This is a genomic window from Gluconacetobacter azotocaptans (assembly GCF_014174355.1).
Classification (GTDB): domain Bacteria; phylum Pseudomonadota; class Alphaproteobacteria; order Acetobacterales; family Acetobacteraceae; genus Gluconacetobacter; species Gluconacetobacter azotocaptans.
Window position 1 is genome coordinate 55503 of the sequence record NZ_JABEQF010000017.1, and the last position, 17316, is coordinate 72818.

Here is a 17316-nt window from a genome sequence, read left to right on the forward strand (position 1 = left end):
CTCACGGACGGGACCGGCCGATTCGGGGTTCGGTCCCGGCCAGCAGGCGACGGATATTTTCGTGATGGCGGCCGATGACCAGCAGGGCGATCAGCAGGCCGGCCATCGCGACCGGCGCGCGCGGATCGCCGCCGCCCAGCGCCGTCAGCAGCAGCGGCAACGCCACGAACGCCGCCAGCGCCCCCGCCGACGACAGTTTCGTCAGCTTTGCCACGCCCAGCCAGATGGCGCAGCAGGCGATGCCGGCCAGCGGCGACAGGGCCAGCGCCGCGCCCAGCCCGGTGGCGACGCCCTTGCCGCCCCGGAATTTCAGCCAGATCGGGAAGCAATGGCCGACGACGGCGAACAGGGCGGCGACCGCCTCGGCCTGGCCGGTATGGAAGGGCGACAGGACGAAGGCGCAGACGACGGCGAATGCCCCCTTGGCCCCGTCCAGCAGTAGGGTCGCCGCCGCCAGGCCGCGCCGGCCCGTGCGCAGCACGTTGGTGGCGCCGATATTGCCCGACCCGATCTGGCGGATATCGCCGGCGCCGCCGACCTGCGTCAGCAGCAGGCCGAAGGGGATGCTGCCGATGCAGTAGGACAGGGCCGCGATGGCCGCCAGCAGCGGCAGGGCGAAGGCGGGAACGGTGTCGGTCATGGCGCGGGCTGCCCGGTGGTTGCGGGGGCAAAGACGGGACGTCCGGCCTTCCAGGTGCCCAGCACCCGGCCCTCCAGCGCGCGGCCGTCGAAGGGGGTGTTCTGGGCGCGGCCGGGCATGTCGTCGGCATCGACGCGCCAGGCGCGGTCGGGGTCGAACAGGCACAGGTCGGCCGGCCGTCCATCGGCCAGCGTTCCGGCGGCGGCACCCAGCAGGGCCGCCGGGCGATGGGTCAGCAGGCCCAGCGCCTCGATCATCGGCAGGCTGCCGCCATGCACCTGCGCCAGCGTCACCGCCAGCAGGGTGGCAAGGCCCGTGCCCCCGGCCGTCGCCACGGCGAAGGGCTGGCGCTTGTCGTCGGCGTCGCACGGGGCATGGTCGGACGCGATGGCGTCGATCGTCCCGTCGGCCAGGGCGGCGCAGATCGCCTGGCGGTCGGCCTCGCCGCGCAACGGCGGCGACAGCTTGGCATAGGTGCGGAAATCGCCGATCGCGGTTTCGTTCAGGTCGAAATAGGGCGGCGCGGTGTCGCAGGTGACGCGCAGGCCGCGCGCCTTGGCCGCGCGGATCAGCTCCACCCCCTCGGCGGTCGAGACATGGCCGAAATGCAGCCGCCCCTTCGTCAGTTCGACCAGGCGCAGGTCGCGGGCGATCATGATGGCCTCGGCCGCCGCAGGGATGCCCGGCAGCCCCAGCCGCGTCGCCAGTTCGCCATCCGTGGCGCAGCCGCCGCGCGCCAGCGACGGGTCTTCGGGGTGCTGGACGACCAGCGCGTCGAACCCGCGGGCATAGGTCAGGGCCAGGCGCATGGTCCGCGTGTCGGCGATGGCCCTGGTGCCGTCGGTGAAGGCCACGGCCCCGGCTTCGTGCAGCAGGCCGATCTCGGCCATCTCGGCGCCCTCGCACCGGCGGGTCAGCGCGCCGTAGGGCAGGATCGAGACCACGCCCGTTTCCTCGCCCCGCGCGCGCAGCAGCCGGACCAGCGCCGGGTCGTCGATCGCCGGCTGGCTGTTGGGCAGCACCGCCATGGTGGTGATGCCGCCCGCCGCCGCCGCCCGGGCGGCCGAGGCCACGGTCTCGCGGTACTCGAAGCCGGGTTCGCCGATGGCGACGCGCATGTCCACCAGGCCGGGGCACAGGATCGCGCCCCCGCCGTCGACGACGGCAGCGCCTTCGGGCGCGCCCTCGGCCCCGGGCAGGTCGGTGCCGGCAATGGCGCCGTCGCGCACCAGCAGGCGCCCCGGACGGTCAAGCCCCTTTGCCGGGTCGATCAGGCGGACGTTTTCGAACAGGATGGCGGTCACGTCGGTTCTCCGGCGCGCGACAGCAGGTCCAGCACCGCCATGCGCACGGCGACGCCCATTTCGACCTGTTCGCGGATGACGCTCTGGTCGGAATCGGCGACGCGGCTGTCGATTTCCACGCCGCGATTCATCGGGCCGGGATGCATGACCAGGGCGCCGGGGCGCGCCACCGCCAGCCGCCTGCGGTCCAGCCCGTAGAAGCGGAAATATTCGCGCGCGCTGGGCACCTGCCCGCCGGTCATGCGCTCGCGCTGCATACGCAGCATCATGACCACGTCCACGTCGCGCAGCCCCTCTTCCATCGTGTAATGGACGTCCACGCCCAGCGCCCCGATGGCCCCGGGGATCAGGGTCGGCGGCCCGACCACGCGCACCCTTGCCCCCATCGCCGTCAGCAGATGGATGTTCGACCGCGCGACGCGGCTGTGGCTGACGTCGCCGCAGATTGCGACCGTCAGTCCGTGCAGGCCGCCGAAATGCCGGCGGATGGTCAGCGCGTCCAGCAGCGCCTGGGTCGGGTGTTCGTGCGTGCCGTCGCCGGCATTGACCACGCTGGCATCGACCTTCTGCGCCAGCAGCGCCGGCGCGCCGGACTGCGCGTGGCGCACCACCAGCAGGTCGGTCCGCATGGCGTTCAGGGTGGTGGCGGTGTCCAGCAGGGTCTCGCCCTTGTTCACCGACGAACTGGCCACCGTCATGTTGATGACGTCGGCGCCCAGCCGCTTGCCCGCCAGTTCGAACGAGGTGCGGGTACGGGTGCTGTCCTCGAAGAACAGGTTGATGACCGTCCGGCCGCGCAGCCGGTCGCGCGGCGTCTTGCGCGACCGGTTCATCAGCGCGTAGCTCTCGGCCAGGTCCAGAAACGGCTCGATCCGCGTGGGGTGCATGCCCTGCACGCCCAGCAGGTGCCGCGTCGATTGCGGGAAGAAACGTTGTGGCGCGGCGCGGGGTCCGTCGCTCATTGCGCGACGGCCCCGATCCGGGCCATCACCTCGTCCCGGCCCAGCGCCGCCAGTGTCGCGTCGATGCCCGGCGAGGTCGTGGTGCCGGTCATCGCGGCGCGCAGCGGCTGCGCCACCTGGCCCAGCTTGTGGCCGTGATGCTCGGCGAAGCGGCGCAGGGTAGCGTCGATCGTCGGCGCGTCGAACGGGTCGATCACCGCCAGGTCGCGGGCCAGCAGGCCCAGCATCGTCCGGGCCTCGGGCGTCAGCAGCTTCTCGGCCTTCGCGTCGAAGGACAGCGGGACATGGCGGCCCAGGAAGGCGGCGCTGTCGGCCAGGTCCACCAGCGTCTTCGCGCGGTCCTTCAACCCGGGCATCAGGGCCTGGATGCGGGCGCGCGTGATATCGTCCAGCGTCACGTCCGGCCGGCCGGCCAGCCGCTCGACCACGTCGTTCGCCAGGCGGGCATCGTCGGCCTGGCGCAGCCACACGCCGTTCAGATGCAGCAGTTTGGCGTAATCCATGCGCGAGGCCGACCGGCCGACGCCATCCAGGTCGAACAGCTGGATCTGCTCGTCGCGGGACAGGATCTCGGCGTCGCCATGGCCCCAGCCCAGCCGCAGCAGGTAGTTGTTCAGCGCCTCGGGCAGGTATCCCATCTCGCGGAATTCCACCACCGACTGGGCGCCGTGCCGCTTGGACAGCTTGGCCCCGTCGGGGCCGTGGATCAGCGGCAGGTGCGCGAAGGCCGGCAGGTTCCAGCCCATGGCGCGATAGATCATCGCCTGGCGGAAGCTGTTGGTCAGGTGGTCGTCGCCGCGAATGACGTGGGTGATGTCCATGTCATGGTCGTCCACCACCACCGCCAGCTGATAGACCGGCGTGCCGTCGGCGCGCAGGATGATCATGTCGTCCATTTCGGCGTTGGCGACGCGGACTTCGCCCTGCACCAGGTCGGGGAGGGTGGTCTCGCCCTCGCGCGGGGCGCGGATGCGTACCGTGTAGGGCGCGCCGGGCGGGGCCTCGGACGGGTCGCGATCGCGCCAGTAGCCGTTGTAGCGGGGAGGCCGGCCCTCGGCCATCGCCTGCTCGCGCATCTGCTGCAGTTCCTGGGGCGTGCAGTAGCAGCGATAGGCCAGGCCCTGCGCCAGCAGATGGTGCGCGACTTCCGCATGGCGGGCCTGCCGGGTGGACTGGAACACCGGCTGTTCGTCCGGCGTCAGCCCCATCCAGGCCAGCCCGTCGAACAGCACGTCCACCGCCTGCTGGGTCGACCGCTCGCGGTCGGTGTCCTCGATGCGCAGGAGGAACTTGCCGCCATGGTGGCGGGCATAGAGGAAGTTGAAAAGGGCGGCACGGGCGTTGCCGATATGCAGCAACCCGGTGGGGCTCGGGGCGAAGCGCGTACGAACGGTCATGAGGCGGCTCCATACCATGGGATGCCGCCTGCTTACAGGGGGATCGGCATATGGCCGATCCGCATCCGGGGCGGCTAGGCTGCCGAAGTGGACGATTCGGGTGGAGACAGGGGCAGGTGGCCGGCGCGGATGCTGCTGGCGGAACGGTCGCGGCTGGCGTTGTGGCTGCCGGTGGGGCTGGGGATCGGCATCGCGCTCTATTTCGCCCTGGCCCGCGAGCCGGCGGGAGGGGCAATCCTGTCGCTGCTGGTCGTGGCGGGTGGGGCGCTCGCCTGGATCGCGCGGGCGCCGCATGGGCTGGCGGCGCGGGTGCTGGGGGGCGGCACGGCGGCACTGGCGCTGGGGTTCGTCGCGGCCTGGGCCGCCACCCATCGCCAGCCGCCGCTGCCCGACCTGCCGCGCCGTGCGACGATGGTGATGGGCCGGGTGGCTTCGGTGTCCGTCCTGCCGCCGCGCGACGGGGCCGCCGGGGACGGGGCCTTGTCTGTGGATCTGGCGGACGCCCGGCTGGAGGACCCGGTCGATGACGGGATGCCGTCCCTGCGCCGCACGCTGCGGCTGCGGTTGCGGCCCGACGATCCGGCGGGGCTGTCGCCGGGGATGGTGGTGCGGGTGCGTGCGATGCTGCGTCCGCCGATGCCGCCCGCGTGGCCCGGGGGCCCGGATCGCCAGCGCCGGGCCTGGTTCGACGGTACGGCGGGTGGCGGATACGCGTTGGCGAGGGTGCAGCGGGTGCAGGCGGGGCCCGCCCCGGCCCATGGGACGCTGGAGACGCTGCGCGAGGCGATCCTTGCCCGCATCCTGCATGTACTGCCGCCCGACCGGGCCGGTGTGGCGGCGGCGGTGCTGACCGGGTCCGCCGCGCCGATGCCGCAGGCCGACCGCGACGCCTTCGCCGACGCAGGACTGGCGCATCTGCTGGCGGTGGCCGGGCTGCATCTGGGCATCGTCATGGGCGTGACGATGGCGGTGGTGCGGCTGCTGCTGGCCTGTTCGGAACATGCCAGCCTGTTCTGGCCGTGCCGGCAGGTCGCGGCCCTGGCGGGGCTGGCGGCCGGGGCGGCGTATGTGGTGCTGACCGGCCAGCATCTGCCGGCGCTGCGGGGCCTGACGATGGCGGCGCTGGTGGTGCTGGCGCTCGTGACCGGGCGGCGGGCGCTGTCGATGCGCGGCCTGGCGGTGGGGGCCACGCTGCTGCTGCTGACCGGGCCGGAGGATGTGATGGAAACGCCGCTGCAGATGTCGCTGGCGGCGGTCATGGCGCTGGCCGCGGGGTTCGAGGCCGCGCGGCCCGCCTTGCGCCGGCTGGTGCTGGATGGGGGCTGGTGGCGGCGGGGCGGCGCCCATGTGGCGCATCTGGCGCTGGCCAGCCTGCTGGCGGGCGGGGCGACGGTGCCGGTGGTCATGGCGCATTTCGGCACGCTGCAGCCCTGGTTCCTGCTGGCGAACCTGCTGGCGGTGCCGCTGATGGCGATGTGGATCCTGCCGGCCGGGCTGCTGGCCGTGCTGCTGATGCCGCTGGGGTTGGAAGCCGTGGCCCTGGTGCCGATGGGCTGGGGCATCGGGGTGGTGCTGGATCTGGCGCGGGCGGTGTCCGGCTGGCCGGCGGCGCGGATCATGGTGCCGGCCATGCCGGGGTGGGCGCTGGCGGCGTGGCTGCTGGGCCTTTGCTGGACCTGTCTGTGGACCCGGCACTGGCGCCGGGCCGGTGTGGCGCCGATGGCGGTGGCGCTGCTCGCCCCGTTCCTGGTGACGCCGCCGGACCTGCTGGTGGCGGCGGACGGGCGGGCGGTGGCGGTGCGCGACGGCGGTGTGCTGCGGGTGGGGCCGCATCCGGGGGCGGACCGGGTGGTCGAGGCCGACTGGCGCCAGGCGCTTGCCCTGCCCATCGCGTCCCTGTCCTCCGACGACGGCCGCGTCGCCTGTCGCGACGGGCTGTGCCGTCTGGCGGGCGGGCAGGTGGTGTTGCGCCTGTCGGGCACGGCCGCGCCCGATTGCGCGGGGGTCGCGCTGCTGGTCGTGCCGGGGGGCGAGGGGGCGGGCTGTCCGGGCGTCGCCACCATCGACGGGCTGAGCCTGTGGCAGTCGGGCGCGCAGGCCGTCTATCTGCGGCCGGACGGTCCGCGCGTCGTCACCGATCGCGCCGTGCGCGGCGCGCGGCCCTGGGTCATGGGGCCGGGCCAGCACGGCATGCCGACCCTGCCGCTGGCCAAGGCCGAATAAAACCCCGGGTTTCCCTACCCCAGGGGTGAATCAGGGCGGCGTCAGGTTCTTGGGCGTATATTGGCAGGGTTCCTGCGCCGGGCAGCGCCAGCATTCCGGCCGCCGCGCCTTGCAGACGTAACGTCCGTGCAGGATCAGCCAGTGATGCGCCGGGCGCAGCATCGGGGCGGGGATGCGGGCGATCAGCTGGTCCTCGACCGCGCGGGGGGTCTTGCCGGGGGCCAGGCCGGTGCGGTTGCCGATGCGGAAGATGTGGGTGTCCACCGCCATGGTGCTGTCGCCGAAGGCCACGTTCATCACCACGTTCGCGGTCTTGCGGCCCACGCCGGGCAGGGCCTCCAGCGCCGCGCGGTCATGCGGGACCTGCCCGGCGTACTGGTCCAGCAGGCGCTGCGACAGGGCGACGACGTTGCGCGCCTTGGTCCGCCACAGGCCGATCGACCGGATATGCGCGCCCACCCCGTCCTCGCCCAGCGCCACCATGGCGGCGGGGTCGGGGGCGTCGCGGAACAGGCCCGCCGTCGCCCGGTTGACCGAGGCATCGGTCGCCTGCGCCGACAGCACCACCGCGACCAGCAGCGTATAGTCGTCGCCGAACACCAGTTCGCTGGCGGCATCGGGATTGGCCTCGGCCAGCAGGGTGATGAAGCGTTCGACTTCCTTCAGCGTCATGCGGCGCCGGGCCTTCGCGGGGCGGGCGGGCTGGGTCATGCGATCCTGTTCGTCTGTTGGTGGCGCCAGCCTTTCTTGTCGACCGGACGGGGCGGCCTGTAAATCGCCGGTTGCTTGCTTTCGGCCGGGGGGATGGCGATAATCGGGGCCGAACCCGATCGAATGTGAAACGGACCCGGCGATCCCGGGGCGGCCTGTGCGCCGCCCGTGGCCGGCAGGGATGGAAGGGATGGCCGTCGGGACCGGCCGGGACATCATGGCGGACAGACAGACCGCGCCCGGCGCCCAAGGCCGCGCGCGCAACGAATTCGGCGAGGTCCTGGGCTTCGTCATCCGGCGCTGGCTGCGCCATCCGGCATCGCTGGCCTGCACCCTGGCGGGCGTCGCGGTGGCGACGGTGGCCGACGTGGTGACGCCGCTGCTGGCCGGATGGCTGGTGGACGATGTCGCCCGCGCGGGGGCCGTAACCGGGCCGGTCGCCCCGGCCCTGGTGGCGGCGCGGCATGACGTCCTGCTGCTGCTGGGCGGGCTGGGGGTGCTGGGGCTGCTGGGGGTTGCAGGGCGGCGGATGTCTTATCTGGGCATCACCTTCCTGACCGCCCGCGTGATGCGCGACATCGCCCAGACCGCCTTCGCGCGCGTACAGCGTTTTTCCACCGACTGGCACGGCAACACGTTCGCCGGATCGACCGTGCGGCGGCTGACGCGCGGCATGTGGGCAGTGGACACGCTGGCCGACACCCTGATGCTGATGCTGCTGCCCGGCATCCTGGTGCTGGGCGCGACGACGGTGGTGCTGGCCCTGCGCTGGCCGCTGATGGGGACGCTGCTGGGCGCCAGTTCGGTGGGGCTGGTGCTGATGTCCACCCTGCTGACCCTGCGCTATGTCGCGCCGTCCGCGCGGCTGGCCAATGCGTGGGACACCCGTATGGGCGCGGCGCTGGCCGATGCCGTGACCTGCAACGCGGTGGTCAAGGCGTTCGGTGCCGAACAGCGCGAGGAAGCGCGCCTGTCCTGGATCCTGTCGCGCTGGCAGAAGCGCACCGAGCGGTCGTGGGTGCGCGGCACCAACAGCGGCAACCTGCAGAATTTGGCGGCGCTGGCGATGCGCGTGCTGCTGGTGGGCGCGGTGCTGGCGCTGTGGTGGCGCGGGCGCGCCGGGCCGGGCGATGTGGCCTATGTCCTGACCATGGTCTTCCTGGTTCAGGGATATCTGCGCGATATCGGCCAGCAGATCTCGATGGTCCAGCGCTCGGTGAACGAGATGGAGGAACTGGTCGCGATCTATCGCCTGCCGATGGGGGTCGCGGACGCGGCCGGTGCGTCGCCGCTGCGGGTGACGCACGGGGTCATCCGCTTCGACCATGTGTCGTTCGGCTATCGCGCCCAGCAGGGCCCGCTGTTCCGCGACCTGTCGATCGACATTCCCGCCGGCAGCCGCGTTGCGCTGGTCGGGCCGTCGGGGTCGGGCAAGACGACGCTGGTGAAGCTGCTGCAACGGCTGTACGACGTGTCGGACGGGCGGATCCTGATCGACGGCACCGACATCGCGACCATCACCCAGTCCAGCCTGCGGTCGCAGATCGCGATCGTGCAGCAGGAACCGGTGCTGTTCCACCGGTCGCTGGCGGAAAACATTTCCTACGGTCGTCCCGACGCGACCCTGGCGGAAATCCAGGAAGCAGCGCGTCAGGCCAACGCGGCGGGCTTCATCGACCGGCTGCCCAAGGGCTATGCCACCATGGTCGGCGAACGCGGGGTCAAGCTGTCGGGCGGCGAGCGCCAGCGTGTGGCCATCGCCCGCGCCTTCCTGGCCAACGCGCCGATCCTGATCTTCGACGAGGCGACGTCCAGCCTGGATTCGGAATCGGAAATCCTGGTGCAGGAGGCCATGGAACGGCTGATGGTCGGCCGCACGGTGCTGGTCATCGCCCACCGCCTGTCGACTGTCGTGGGCCTGGACCGCATCCTGGTCTTCGCGCGCGGCGAACTGCGCGAGGACGGGTCGCACGCCGAGCTGATCGCGCAGGATGGCGGGTTGTACCGGCGGCTGTTCGAACTCCAGTCCCTGGACGGGTAGGCGTCCCTTATCCCTCCTGCTCCGGCGCGAGGCCCAGGAAATACAGACGCAGATCCTCAGGCCAGGCGGCGATCCGCTGCGCGAACGCCTGGCGGTCCCCCGCGAACAGGGCGCGCGCCGCGTCCTCGAACCCCGGCAGGTCGCCCGCCGCCGCCGACATGGCGCGATAGGCGGCGTCGCGTGCCAGACGGGCCTGGTCGGCGGCGGCGCGGGACCGTCGCGCGTCGTCGATCAGGCGGCGCAGCGCGGCTGACGCGCCGCCGGGTTGCGCGGCCAGCCACTCCCAATGGCGGGGCAGCAGCGTCACCTCGCGCGGCACCACGCCCAGGCGCGGGCGCCCGCGGCCCCGTGCTGCGGCATCCTGCTCCGGCGCGTCGGGCGGCATGAGGTCGGGATGCGATTGTGCCAGGCGCGACAGGATGTCCGCCGCACTGCCGCGCAGGTCGAGGTCGATGACCGCCCCGGTCCTGTCGCGGAATACGAGCATGGAGGCATCGGGACGGGCTGCAAGGATCCGCCCCAGGGCAAGCGCCACATCGGCCAGGGGCCCCCGGGCCACGCGGCGTCCGTCCTGAAAGGCGGTGAAAGTCTCGTCAGTTTGGGTCATGTCGCCGCGGTTTTTAGTCGAAGGGAGTGGCTTCGTCAATTATACCCGGGTATAAATAAGCCGGTCAGGATACGAGAGGCAGGCCATGAAAGCGGACCGGAAAGCGGCGATCGCCACCTACAAGGAACGGAAGAGTGTGGCGGGGATCTTCCTTGTCCGCTGTGCCGCCTCCGGACGGTGCTGGGTGGGCGAGGCGCCGGATGTCGCGACGATCTGGAACCGGATCTCGTTCGAGCTTCGGCACGGGACCCATTCGAATCCGGCGTTTCAGGCGACATGGCGCGCGGCGGGGGGTGATGGGTTTTCGTTCGAGGCGGTCGAACGCATCGACGCGGCGGCGCTTGCCTACGGCCGGCACCGGACCCTGCAGGCCCGGCTGGCCCATTGGCGCGGCGTGTTGGGGGCTGAACTGCTCTGACGCGCGGCGGGCAACGTCCGGGTGCAGGACAGCGCTGCGATACCGCGTGACGTTCAGCGATGCAGCATCGGCCCCAACGCCACGCCGCCGAACAGATGGACGTGGAAATGCGGCACTTCCTGCCCGGCCGCCGCCCCCATGTTCGACAGCAGGCGATAGCCGGCCTCGTCCAGCCCCAGCAGGGTCGCGACATGGCCCACGGCGCGGGTGAAGCCCGCGATTTCGGCGTCCGAGGCGGTGGCGCTGAAATCCGCGTACGACACGTACGGGCCCTTGGGGATGACCAGCACATGGACCGGCGCCTTGGGGGCGATGTCGTGGAAGGCCAGGGCGAACGAATCCTCGAACACCTTGCTGCACGGAATCTCGCCGCGCAGGATCTTCGCGAAAATATTCTGCGGGTCGTAGGGACCCAGTCCGGAGACAGCCATGGATGCGCTTCCTCGGGTTATGGCGATCGGGGCTGGTGAAGGCCGGGCTTTGCCCGAACCCACCAGGGCCTGAGGCCTGGACCCCGATCATGGATCAAACGACTGGGCCTGACCGTATCAGGCAATTGGCCTCAGGCCAGGGGGTCGTGCGGGCGGGCGGCCTTCTCGGCGATGCCGCTGGTGCCCTCGCGGCGGCGCAATTCGGCCCAGACGTCGGCGGGCTCCACGCCCGCGTCCACCCACATGACGATCAGATGGTACAGCACGTCCGCGCTCTCACCCACCAGTTCGCCGGTGTTGCCCGCGACGGCCTCGATCAGGCATTCGACCGCTTCCTCGCCGAATTTCTGCGCGATCTTGCGCCGGCCGCGCGACAGCAGGCGCGCCGAATGGCTGACCGACGGGTCGGTGCCCTTGCGCGAGGTCACGACGGCGAACAGCCGGTCCAGCACGTCGGGCGTGGCCGGCGGGGCGTCGGCGACCGGCGCGACCAGGGCGGCGGTGGCCTTCTTGCGCGCGCGGGGCGACTCGACCTGCCTTTCGGCCTGTTTGACCGCCTTGCGCGGCGCGGGGGCCTTCTTGCCGGCGGCCTTGGGGGCCGTGGGCTTTGCGGATTTGGGCTTGGGGCTCTTGGGCATCATGCACTCTGCTGGAAAAATCCGGCGCGTCAGTTCGTCTGGCGGACCGGCAGGCCGGCGTCCGCCAGCGCCTGCTTGACCTGCGGGATGGTGAACTGGCCGAAATGGAAGACGCTGGCCGCCAGCAGGCCGGTGGCCCCCGCCTGCGCGCCCTCGACGAAATGCGCCAGCGTACCGACCCCGCCCGACGCCACGATCGGCACCCGCACGGCGGCACAGGCGGCGCGCAGCAGGTCCAGGTCGAACCCGCCGCCGGTGCCGTCGCGGTCCATGCTGGTCAGCAGGATCTCGCCCGCGCCGCGCGCGGCGACCTCGCTGCACCAGTCGATGACGTTGCGCCCGGTGGGGGTGCGCCCGCCATGGGTATAGACCTCCCACCCGCCATGGCCGTCCGACCGCGCGTCGACGGCCACCACCACGCACTGGCTGCCGAATTTCCGTGCGGCCTCGTTGATCAGGTCGGGGCGGCTGACGGCGGCGGAATTCATCGCGCATTTGTCCGCCCCGGCCAGCAGCAGGCGGCGCATGTCGTCGGTCGTGCGCACGCCCCCGCCGACGGTCAGCGGCAGGAAGATCCGCTCGGCCGTGCGGTTCACCACATCCAGGATCGTGTCGCGGTTTTCGTGGCTGGCGGTGATGTCCAGGAACGTCAGCTCGTCCGCGCCGGCGGCGTCATAGACCGCGGCCTGCTCGACCGGGTCGCCCGCATCGCGCAGCGACACGAAATTGACCCCCTTCACGACCCGGCCGTTCTTGACGTCCAGGCAGGGAATGACCCGCAGCTTCAGCATCAGGACAGGATCCGCAGGGCCTCGGCCGGGTCGACCCGGCCGTCGTACAGCGCGCGGCCGACGATCACGCCCTCGATGCCCGGGGCCTGGGCGGTCGCCTGGCGCAGGGCCCGCAGGTGCGCCGCCGTGCCGACGCCGCCGCTGGCGATGACCGGGACCGACAGCGCGTTCGCAAGTTCCGCCGTCTGGGCGATGTCGATGCCCGTCAGCATGCCGTCGCGGCTGATCTCGGTGAAGATGATGGCCGCGACACCGGCATCCTCCATCCGCCGGCCCAGCTCGACCGCCTGCATTTCCGACGTTTCGGCCCAGCCCTCGGTCGCGACCTGGCCCGAACGGGCGTCGATGCCCGCGACGATGCGGCCGGGGAAGGCGCGGCAGGCCTCGCGCACCAGGGCGGGATTCTTGACCGCGACGCTGCCCAGGATGACGCGCGTGATGCCCGCCGACAGCCAGCGCTCGATCCCCGCCATGTCGCGCAGGCCGCCGCCCAACTGTACCGGTACCATGGCGTTGGCGATGATGGCCTCGATCGCGGCGCTGTTGGCCGACCGTCCGGCGAAGGCGCCGTTCAAATCGACGACATGAAGCCACTGGCACCCGGCGGCGGCCCAGGCGCGGGCCTGCGCGCCCGGATCGTCGGAATAGACCGTGGCGGCGTCCATGTCCCCCCGGCGCAGGCGGACGCAGGCCCCGTCCTTCAGGTCGATGGCGGGATAGAGGGTCAGGCTGTGTCCGGTCACGCTGATGGGTCCACGGGCAGGAATGGGAACGGAAAGGGCCTGCGGGTGCGCGGGCACGACCCGTTCATTGTCCTGCAGGCGCTTGGTGAAGAACAGGCCGCGCACGGTTCGGCCGTCGGTGCGGGCATAGCTGGGATGGACGCCCCACTGGTGGAAGCCGAAGGACTGGAACAGCCGGATGGCCGCCACCTGCGTCTCGCGCACGTCCAGGTTCAGGATCTGGTACCCCATGGCCCGCGCGCATTGCTCGGCCTCCAGCAGCAGCAGCCGGCCCAGCCCGTGGCCGCGCGCGTAGGGCGCCACATACAGGTGCATGAGCGTGGCGCTCATGGCCTGGGCCTCGTTGTTGCGGGGCGGGCGGACCAGTTGCGCCGCGCCGACGATGATGCCGTCCAGCCGCGCGACGAACAGCATGCGTTCGGGCACCATCAGCAGGCCCCGGAAGTATCGTTCCATCGCCTGCCGCCCGGGCACGCTCAACCAGCCGAAGCCGCCGCCATCCAGGATGGCGGCATCCGTCGCCTCGCACAGCGCCCCCAGATCGTCCTCGTGCAGGGATTGCAGCCGCTCGGTCCGTCCGCGGTCGCGGCGGATGCCGCCGATCTCGTTCATGCGGAGGCTCCTTCGCGAACAGGCGACCAGCGCAGGAAGTTGGACAGGATGCGCAGGCCGACTTCCTGGCTTTTCTCGACATGGAACTGGGTGCCGGCGCGATTGCCGTGGGCGACGATGGCCGGCACGGGGCCGCCGTAGTCGGTGGTGGCCACCAGATCGGCCGCGGCACCGGCGCGCAGCGCGTAGGAATGGACGAAATAGCCGTGGGCGTCCGGACCCAGCCCCTCGGTCAGCGGATGGGCGCCGGGGGTGAAATCCAGCCGGTTCCATCCCATCTGCGGCAGGCGCAGGTTCGGTGCATCCATCTGCGCGATCTCGCCCGTAATCCAGCCGAAGCCGGGCGTCGTCGCATGTTCCAGACCGCGTTCCGCCATCAATTGCATGCCCACGCAGATGCCCAGGAACGGCGTGCCGGCGTCCGTCGCCTCCTGGATCGTCTGGAGCAGGCCGGGCACCGCGGCCAGGCCGGCGGCGCAATCGGCGAACGCGCCCTGGCCCGGCAGGACGATCCGGTCGGCCCGGCGCACGGCGTCGGGCGCGGCGGTGATGGTGACGGTGGCGTCGATGCCGCTGTCGGCCGCCGCGCGCGTCAACGCCCGCGCGGCCGAGGCAAGGTTGCCGCCATTATAGTCGATGACGACGATGGACTGGGTCGCGGAGGCCATCCTGTCCCTCATTTCCCTTTCATTCCCCTGCCGTCGCGGCGCGCGGGGCCAGGATGCCCGGATGCCGTTCCAGCAGGCGCAGCAGCGCGGCCTCGATGCCCGGGGCGACGACCACCGGGCCGGCGGTCAGCCCGTTCAGCCGCAGCTCCCATTCCCTTATATCGGCGGCGCACAGCGCCAGGCCCAGATGCAGGCCCAGCCACACCGGCGCGATCAGCGTCGAATGGCCCAGCGCCGCCCAGACCGCAAGGGTCGCCGCGCCCGCCAGCAGGCCGGCGATCCAGCTGCCTTGCAGCACCAGCCCGACCCAGCCCAGGACCAGTACCCGCCAGGACAGGCGTTCGGCCACCAGCACTGGCGGTCGGCTGCCCTCGGCCCGGAACCAAGAGGAATAGGTGGTCACAGCACGCCCTTGGTCGAAGGGACCAGGCCGGCGGCGCGCGGATCGGCCTCGGACGCCATGCGCAGGGCGCGGGCGGCGGCCTTGAACGACGCCTCGGCGATATGGTGGCAGTTGCGTCCGGCCTTCTGCGTCACATGCAGGGTCAGCAGGGCGCTCATGGCGAAGGCGCGGAAGAATTCCTCGAACAGTTCGGTATCCATCTCGCCGATCTTGTCGCGGGTGAACTCGACCGACCAGGCCAGGTAGGGACGGCCGGAGATATCGACGACGACCTCGCTCAGCGCCTCGTCCAGCGGGGCCAGCGCGTGGCCGAAGCGGCAGATGCCGCGCTTGTCGCCGATCGCGCGGGCGAACGCCTGGCCCAGCGCGATGCCGGTGTCCTCGGTCGTGTGATGGAAATCGATATGCAGATCGCCCTGCGCCGCGATCTCCAGGTCGAACATCGCGTGCCGGGCCAGCGCCGTCAGCATATGGTCGAAGAAGCCGATCCCCGTCGCGATGCGGGACTGGCCGGTGCCGTCAAGGTCCAGCCGGACCGTGATGTCGGTCTCGCTGGTGACGCGGTGAATCGTGGCGGTGCGGGCGGTATCCATGTCCCGTTCTCCTACAGGATAGGGGCGGGTTAGGCCACCATTCCCGTGCGAGTCCGGCCGGGTGCCCCGGGGGCCGGGTGGCCGGATATTGGCTTCGGCGGGCTTCTGCGGCATGGTGCCGTCCTGCCGCCGCCGCTCCGCGCGGGCCGGGCGCCGGCCGATCATCATATTATGGAGTATTCCGGATGGCAGCGCTCGACAGCCTCCTGTCCCGTTCATCGACCGACGCGCTGTCCGACCCGGCGCCCGCGGGGTCGGTGCTGGAGGACATCCTGTCCGCCGCGATGCGCGCGCCCGACCATGGCAAGCTGCGGCCCTGGCGCTATGTGCTGATCCGGGGCGACGCGCGGCCGAAACTGGCCGAACTGGTAGTGGATGGGATGCGCGCGCGCGATCCCGACGTGCCGGCCGAGAAGATCGAGAAACGCCGGCACCGCTTTTCCACCATGCCGCTGACGATCGCGCTGGGCATGCATATCCGCCCCGACGACAAGATTCCGGTCATCGAACAGGAAATGGCGGTGGCCGCCGCCGCGATGAACGTCCTCGACGCCCTGCATGCCACTGGCTTCGGGGGCGTCTGGGTGACGGGGGACATGACGTACGATCCTGCGGTGGCTTCGGCCCTGGGGTTGGACGCGCCGCACCGCCTGGCGGGGTTCCTGTTCGTGGGCACGCCCGACCCGGGCCGGCCGGTGCCCAAACGGCGGCAGGTCGTGGACTACGTCGCCGAATGGCAGGGCATGCCGGTTCGCTTCGGCGCGGACACCTGACCAGGGAAGGGGAAGGGCGATGCACAGCGACGTCACGATCATCGGCGGCGGCCCGGCTGGACTGGCTACGGCCCTGTCGCTGGAGGCGTTGGGACTGTCGGTCACGGTTCTGGAGCGCGCGCCGCTGGCCCAGTTCGCCGAACCGGCCTTCGACGGGCGCGAAATCGCCCTGACGCACCATTCGGTCTCGGTCCTGCAGCGCTGCGGCGCCTGGGCGCGGATCCCGCCCGTCGGGATTTCCCCCCTGCGCGAGGCGCGGGTGGAAACCGGCCGGCACAACCACCCGCTGACCTTCGACACGCATGGCAAGGGCGTCGACGCGCTGGGCTATCTGGTGTCGAATCACCTGATCCGGCGGGCCTTGTACGAAGAGGCCCTGTCGCGCCCTGGCATCACCATGCGCGCGGGCACCGCGACGCGGCGGGTTCGCGATGGGCAGGAGGCCGTCAGCGTCCTGTATGAGGGCGGCGAAATCGAATCCCGCCTGGCGATCGCCGCCGATGGACGGTTTTCCGATGTCAGGCGCCTGCAGGGGATCGGCGCCATCGTGCATGATTTCCGCCGCGCGATGCTGGTGTGCCGGATGGCCCACGATTCGCCCCATCATCATGTGGCGACCCAATGGTTCGATGACGGGCAGACTGTGGCCCTGCTGCCGGTCAATGGCGGCGCGTCGTCACTGGTCCTGACCCTTCCCCCCGACCGCATCGAGGCGTTGCGGGTGATGGACCGCGATCGGTTCAACGCCGATATCATGGCGCGGATCGGCAATCGGCTGGGGGGGATGCGCCTGGTCAGCACCCGGCATGTCTATCCGCTGCGCGCGGTCTATGCCCATCGCTTCGTGGCCCATCGCTTCGCCCTGATCGGCGACGCGGCGGTCGGCATGCATCCGATCACGGCGCACGGCTTCAATCTGGGCCTGAAGGGGCAGGAGGCGCTGGCCGAGGAAATCGGCGTGGGCCTGGCCCGCGACGGCGACCCCGGCTGCGCGTCCGTGCTGAAGCGCTTCGAAACCCGGCACCGTCTGGCCACCGCGCCGCTGTTCGCGGCGACGAATGGAATCGCCACCCTCTATACCCGTGACGAAATGCCGTTCCGGCAGTTGCGCCAGGCCGGCCTGCGGCTGGCCGATTCGCTTTCACCCTTCAAGTCGGCGGTGACGAACATGCTGATGGATAAGCGGAAATCGGCCTGAAACCGCCATTTTTGTCCGATCGGTCAAAAAAGGTCCGAAAAAATCGGACGACCGGTGTTGACGGTGGTGTGGGTGGGGTGTAGATCGCTGTTCACCGCAGGGGCGGGGCCGAAAGGCACTTGCCTGGTGGGGTTGGGTTTGCTAAGGTCTTTGGCCCGGTTGG

At 71.2% G+C, this 17316-nt stretch carries 18 protein-coding genes; 5 read left to right on the forward strand and 13 right to left on the reverse strand.

The features are described 5' to 3' along the window. Window position 1 precedes the first annotated feature (1 nt). From plsY to gltX, 4 genes are read right to left on the reverse strand one after another with little or no spacing between them, the layout of a single operon-like run. The gene (plsY, locus tag HLH34_RS16430) at window positions 2–640 is read right to left on the reverse strand and encodes a glycerol-3-phosphate 1-O-acyltransferase PlsY (RefSeq protein ID WP_183120650.1); all 639 of its coding nucleotides are present in this window, start codon (window positions 638–640) and stop codon (window positions 2–4) included. Further along, the gene (gene pyrC, locus HLH34_RS16435) at window positions 637–1944 is read right to left on the reverse strand and encodes a dihydroorotase (RefSeq protein WP_183120651.1); all 1308 of its coding nucleotides are present in this window, start codon (window positions 1942–1944) and stop codon (window positions 637–639) included. The genes plsY and pyrC overlap by 4 nt, the downstream gene beginning before the upstream one ends. Beyond that, the gene (locus HLH34_RS16440) at window positions 1941–2906 is read right to left on the reverse strand and encodes an aspartate carbamoyltransferase catalytic subunit (RefSeq protein ID WP_183120652.1); all 966 of its coding nucleotides are present in this window, start codon (window positions 2904–2906) and stop codon (window positions 1941–1943) included. Before HLH34_RS16440 ends, pyrC begins: the two co-directional genes overlap by 4 nt. Then, window positions 2903–4303 carry a glutamate--tRNA ligase gene (gltX, locus tag HLH34_RS16445; RefSeq protein WP_183120653.1) on the reverse strand — a complete coding sequence of 467 codons (1401 nt, stop codon included), beginning with the start codon at window positions 4301–4303 and terminating at the stop codon, window positions 2903–2905. The genes HLH34_RS16440 and gltX overlap by 4 nt, the downstream gene beginning before the upstream one ends. A 129-nt stretch (window positions 4304–4432) precedes the next feature. Between gltX and HLH34_RS16450 the strand changes: the two genes are divergently transcribed. Further along, window positions 4433–6526, forward strand: coding sequence for a ComEC/Rec2 family competence protein (locus HLH34_RS16450; RefSeq protein WP_183120654.1), 2094 nt, complete (start codon window positions 4433–4435; stop codon window positions 6524–6526). Window positions 6527–6556: 30 nt separating this feature from the next. Here HLH34_RS16450 and nth read toward each other — a convergent pair whose 3' ends face one another. Continuing rightward, complete coding sequence (nth, locus tag HLH34_RS16455; protein WP_183120655.1) at window positions 6557–7237, reverse strand: endonuclease III; 681 nt, start codon at window positions 7235–7237, stop codon at window positions 6557–6559. Window positions 7238–7454: 217 nt separating this feature from the next. Here nth and HLH34_RS16460 point away from each other — a divergent pair, with 217 nt between their 5' ends. Then, window positions 7455–9278 (forward strand): ABC transporter ATP-binding protein, encoded by a 1824-nt coding sequence (locus HLH34_RS16460; RefSeq protein ID WP_244960013.1) that lies wholly within the window; start codon window positions 7455–7457, stop codon window positions 9276–9278. Between the two features lie 7 nt (window positions 9279–9285). On the opposite strand, the gene HLH34_RS16465 is transcribed toward HLH34_RS16460, so the two are convergent. Beyond that, window positions 9286–9885 carry a DUF2239 family protein gene (locus tag HLH34_RS16465; RefSeq protein ID WP_183120657.1) on the reverse strand — a complete coding sequence of 200 codons (600 nt, stop codon included), beginning with the start codon at window positions 9883–9885 and terminating at the stop codon, window positions 9286–9288. A gap of 85 nt (window positions 9886–9970) precedes the next feature. Between HLH34_RS16465 and HLH34_RS16470 the strand changes: the two genes are divergently transcribed. Continuing rightward, a complete protein-coding gene (locus HLH34_RS16470; RefSeq protein WP_183120658.1) occupies window positions 9971–10303 on the forward strand; it encodes a GIY-YIG nuclease family protein in 333 nt (110 codons plus the stop codon). 53 nt (window positions 10304–10356) lie between these two features. On the opposite strand, the gene HLH34_RS16475 is transcribed toward HLH34_RS16470, so the two are convergent. From HLH34_RS16475 to hisB, 7 genes are all read right to left on the reverse strand, one after another. Next, window positions 10357–10734, reverse strand: a complete 378-nt coding sequence (locus tag HLH34_RS16475; RefSeq protein WP_183120659.1) for a histidine triad nucleotide-binding protein — start codon at window positions 10732–10734, stop codon at window positions 10357–10359. Window positions 10735–10865: 131 nt separating this feature from the next. After that, the gene (locus tag HLH34_RS16480; RefSeq protein WP_244960017.1) at window positions 10866–11372 is read right to left on the reverse strand and encodes a phosphoribosyl-ATP diphosphatase; all 507 of its coding nucleotides are present in this window, start codon (window positions 11370–11372) and stop codon (window positions 10866–10868) included. Between the two features lie 29 nt (window positions 11373–11401). Next, entirely contained in the window at window positions 11402–12163 is a 762-nt protein-coding gene (gene hisF / locus HLH34_RS16485) for an imidazole glycerol phosphate synthase subunit HisF (RefSeq protein ID WP_183120660.1), read from the reverse strand. Further along, window positions 12163–13518, reverse strand: a complete 1356-nt coding sequence (gene hisA, locus HLH34_RS16490) for a 1-(5-phosphoribosyl)-5-[(5-phosphoribosylamino)methylideneamino]imidazole-4-carboxamide isomerase (RefSeq protein ID WP_183120661.1) — start codon at window positions 13516–13518, stop codon at window positions 12163–12165. Before hisA ends, hisF begins: the two co-directional genes overlap by 1 nt. After that, on the reverse strand, window positions 13515–14186 hold the full coding sequence (gene hisH / locus HLH34_RS16495; RefSeq protein ID WP_183120662.1) for an imidazole glycerol phosphate synthase subunit HisH: 672 nt from the start codon (window positions 14184–14186) through the stop codon (window positions 13515–13517). Before hisH ends, hisA begins: the two co-directional genes overlap by 4 nt. Before the next feature lie 19 nt (window positions 14187–14205). Next, window positions 14206–14589: a hypothetical protein gene (locus tag HLH34_RS16500; RefSeq protein ID WP_183120663.1), complete on the reverse strand. Its 384-nt coding sequence runs from the start codon at window positions 14587–14589 to the stop codon at window positions 14206–14208. Then, complete coding sequence (hisB, locus tag HLH34_RS16505) at window positions 14586–15182, reverse strand: imidazoleglycerol-phosphate dehydratase HisB (protein WP_183120664.1); 597 nt, start codon at window positions 15180–15182, stop codon at window positions 14586–14588. The genes HLH34_RS16500 and hisB overlap by 4 nt, the downstream gene beginning before the upstream one ends. 185 nt (window positions 15183–15367) lie before the next feature. On the opposite strand from hisB, the gene HLH34_RS16510 reads away from it, so the two are divergent. Further along, window positions 15368–15955: a nitroreductase family protein gene (locus HLH34_RS16510; RefSeq protein WP_183120665.1), complete on the forward strand. Its 588-nt coding sequence runs from the start codon at window positions 15368–15370 to the stop codon at window positions 15953–15955. Between the two features lie 19 nt (window positions 15956–15974). Continuing rightward, window positions 15975–17153 carry a 5-demethoxyubiquinol-8 5-hydroxylase UbiM gene (ubiM, locus tag HLH34_RS16515; RefSeq protein WP_183120666.1) on the forward strand — a complete coding sequence of 393 codons (1179 nt, stop codon included), beginning with the start codon at window positions 15975–15977 and terminating at the stop codon, window positions 17151–17153. Window positions 17154–17316: the final 163 nt, after the last annotated feature.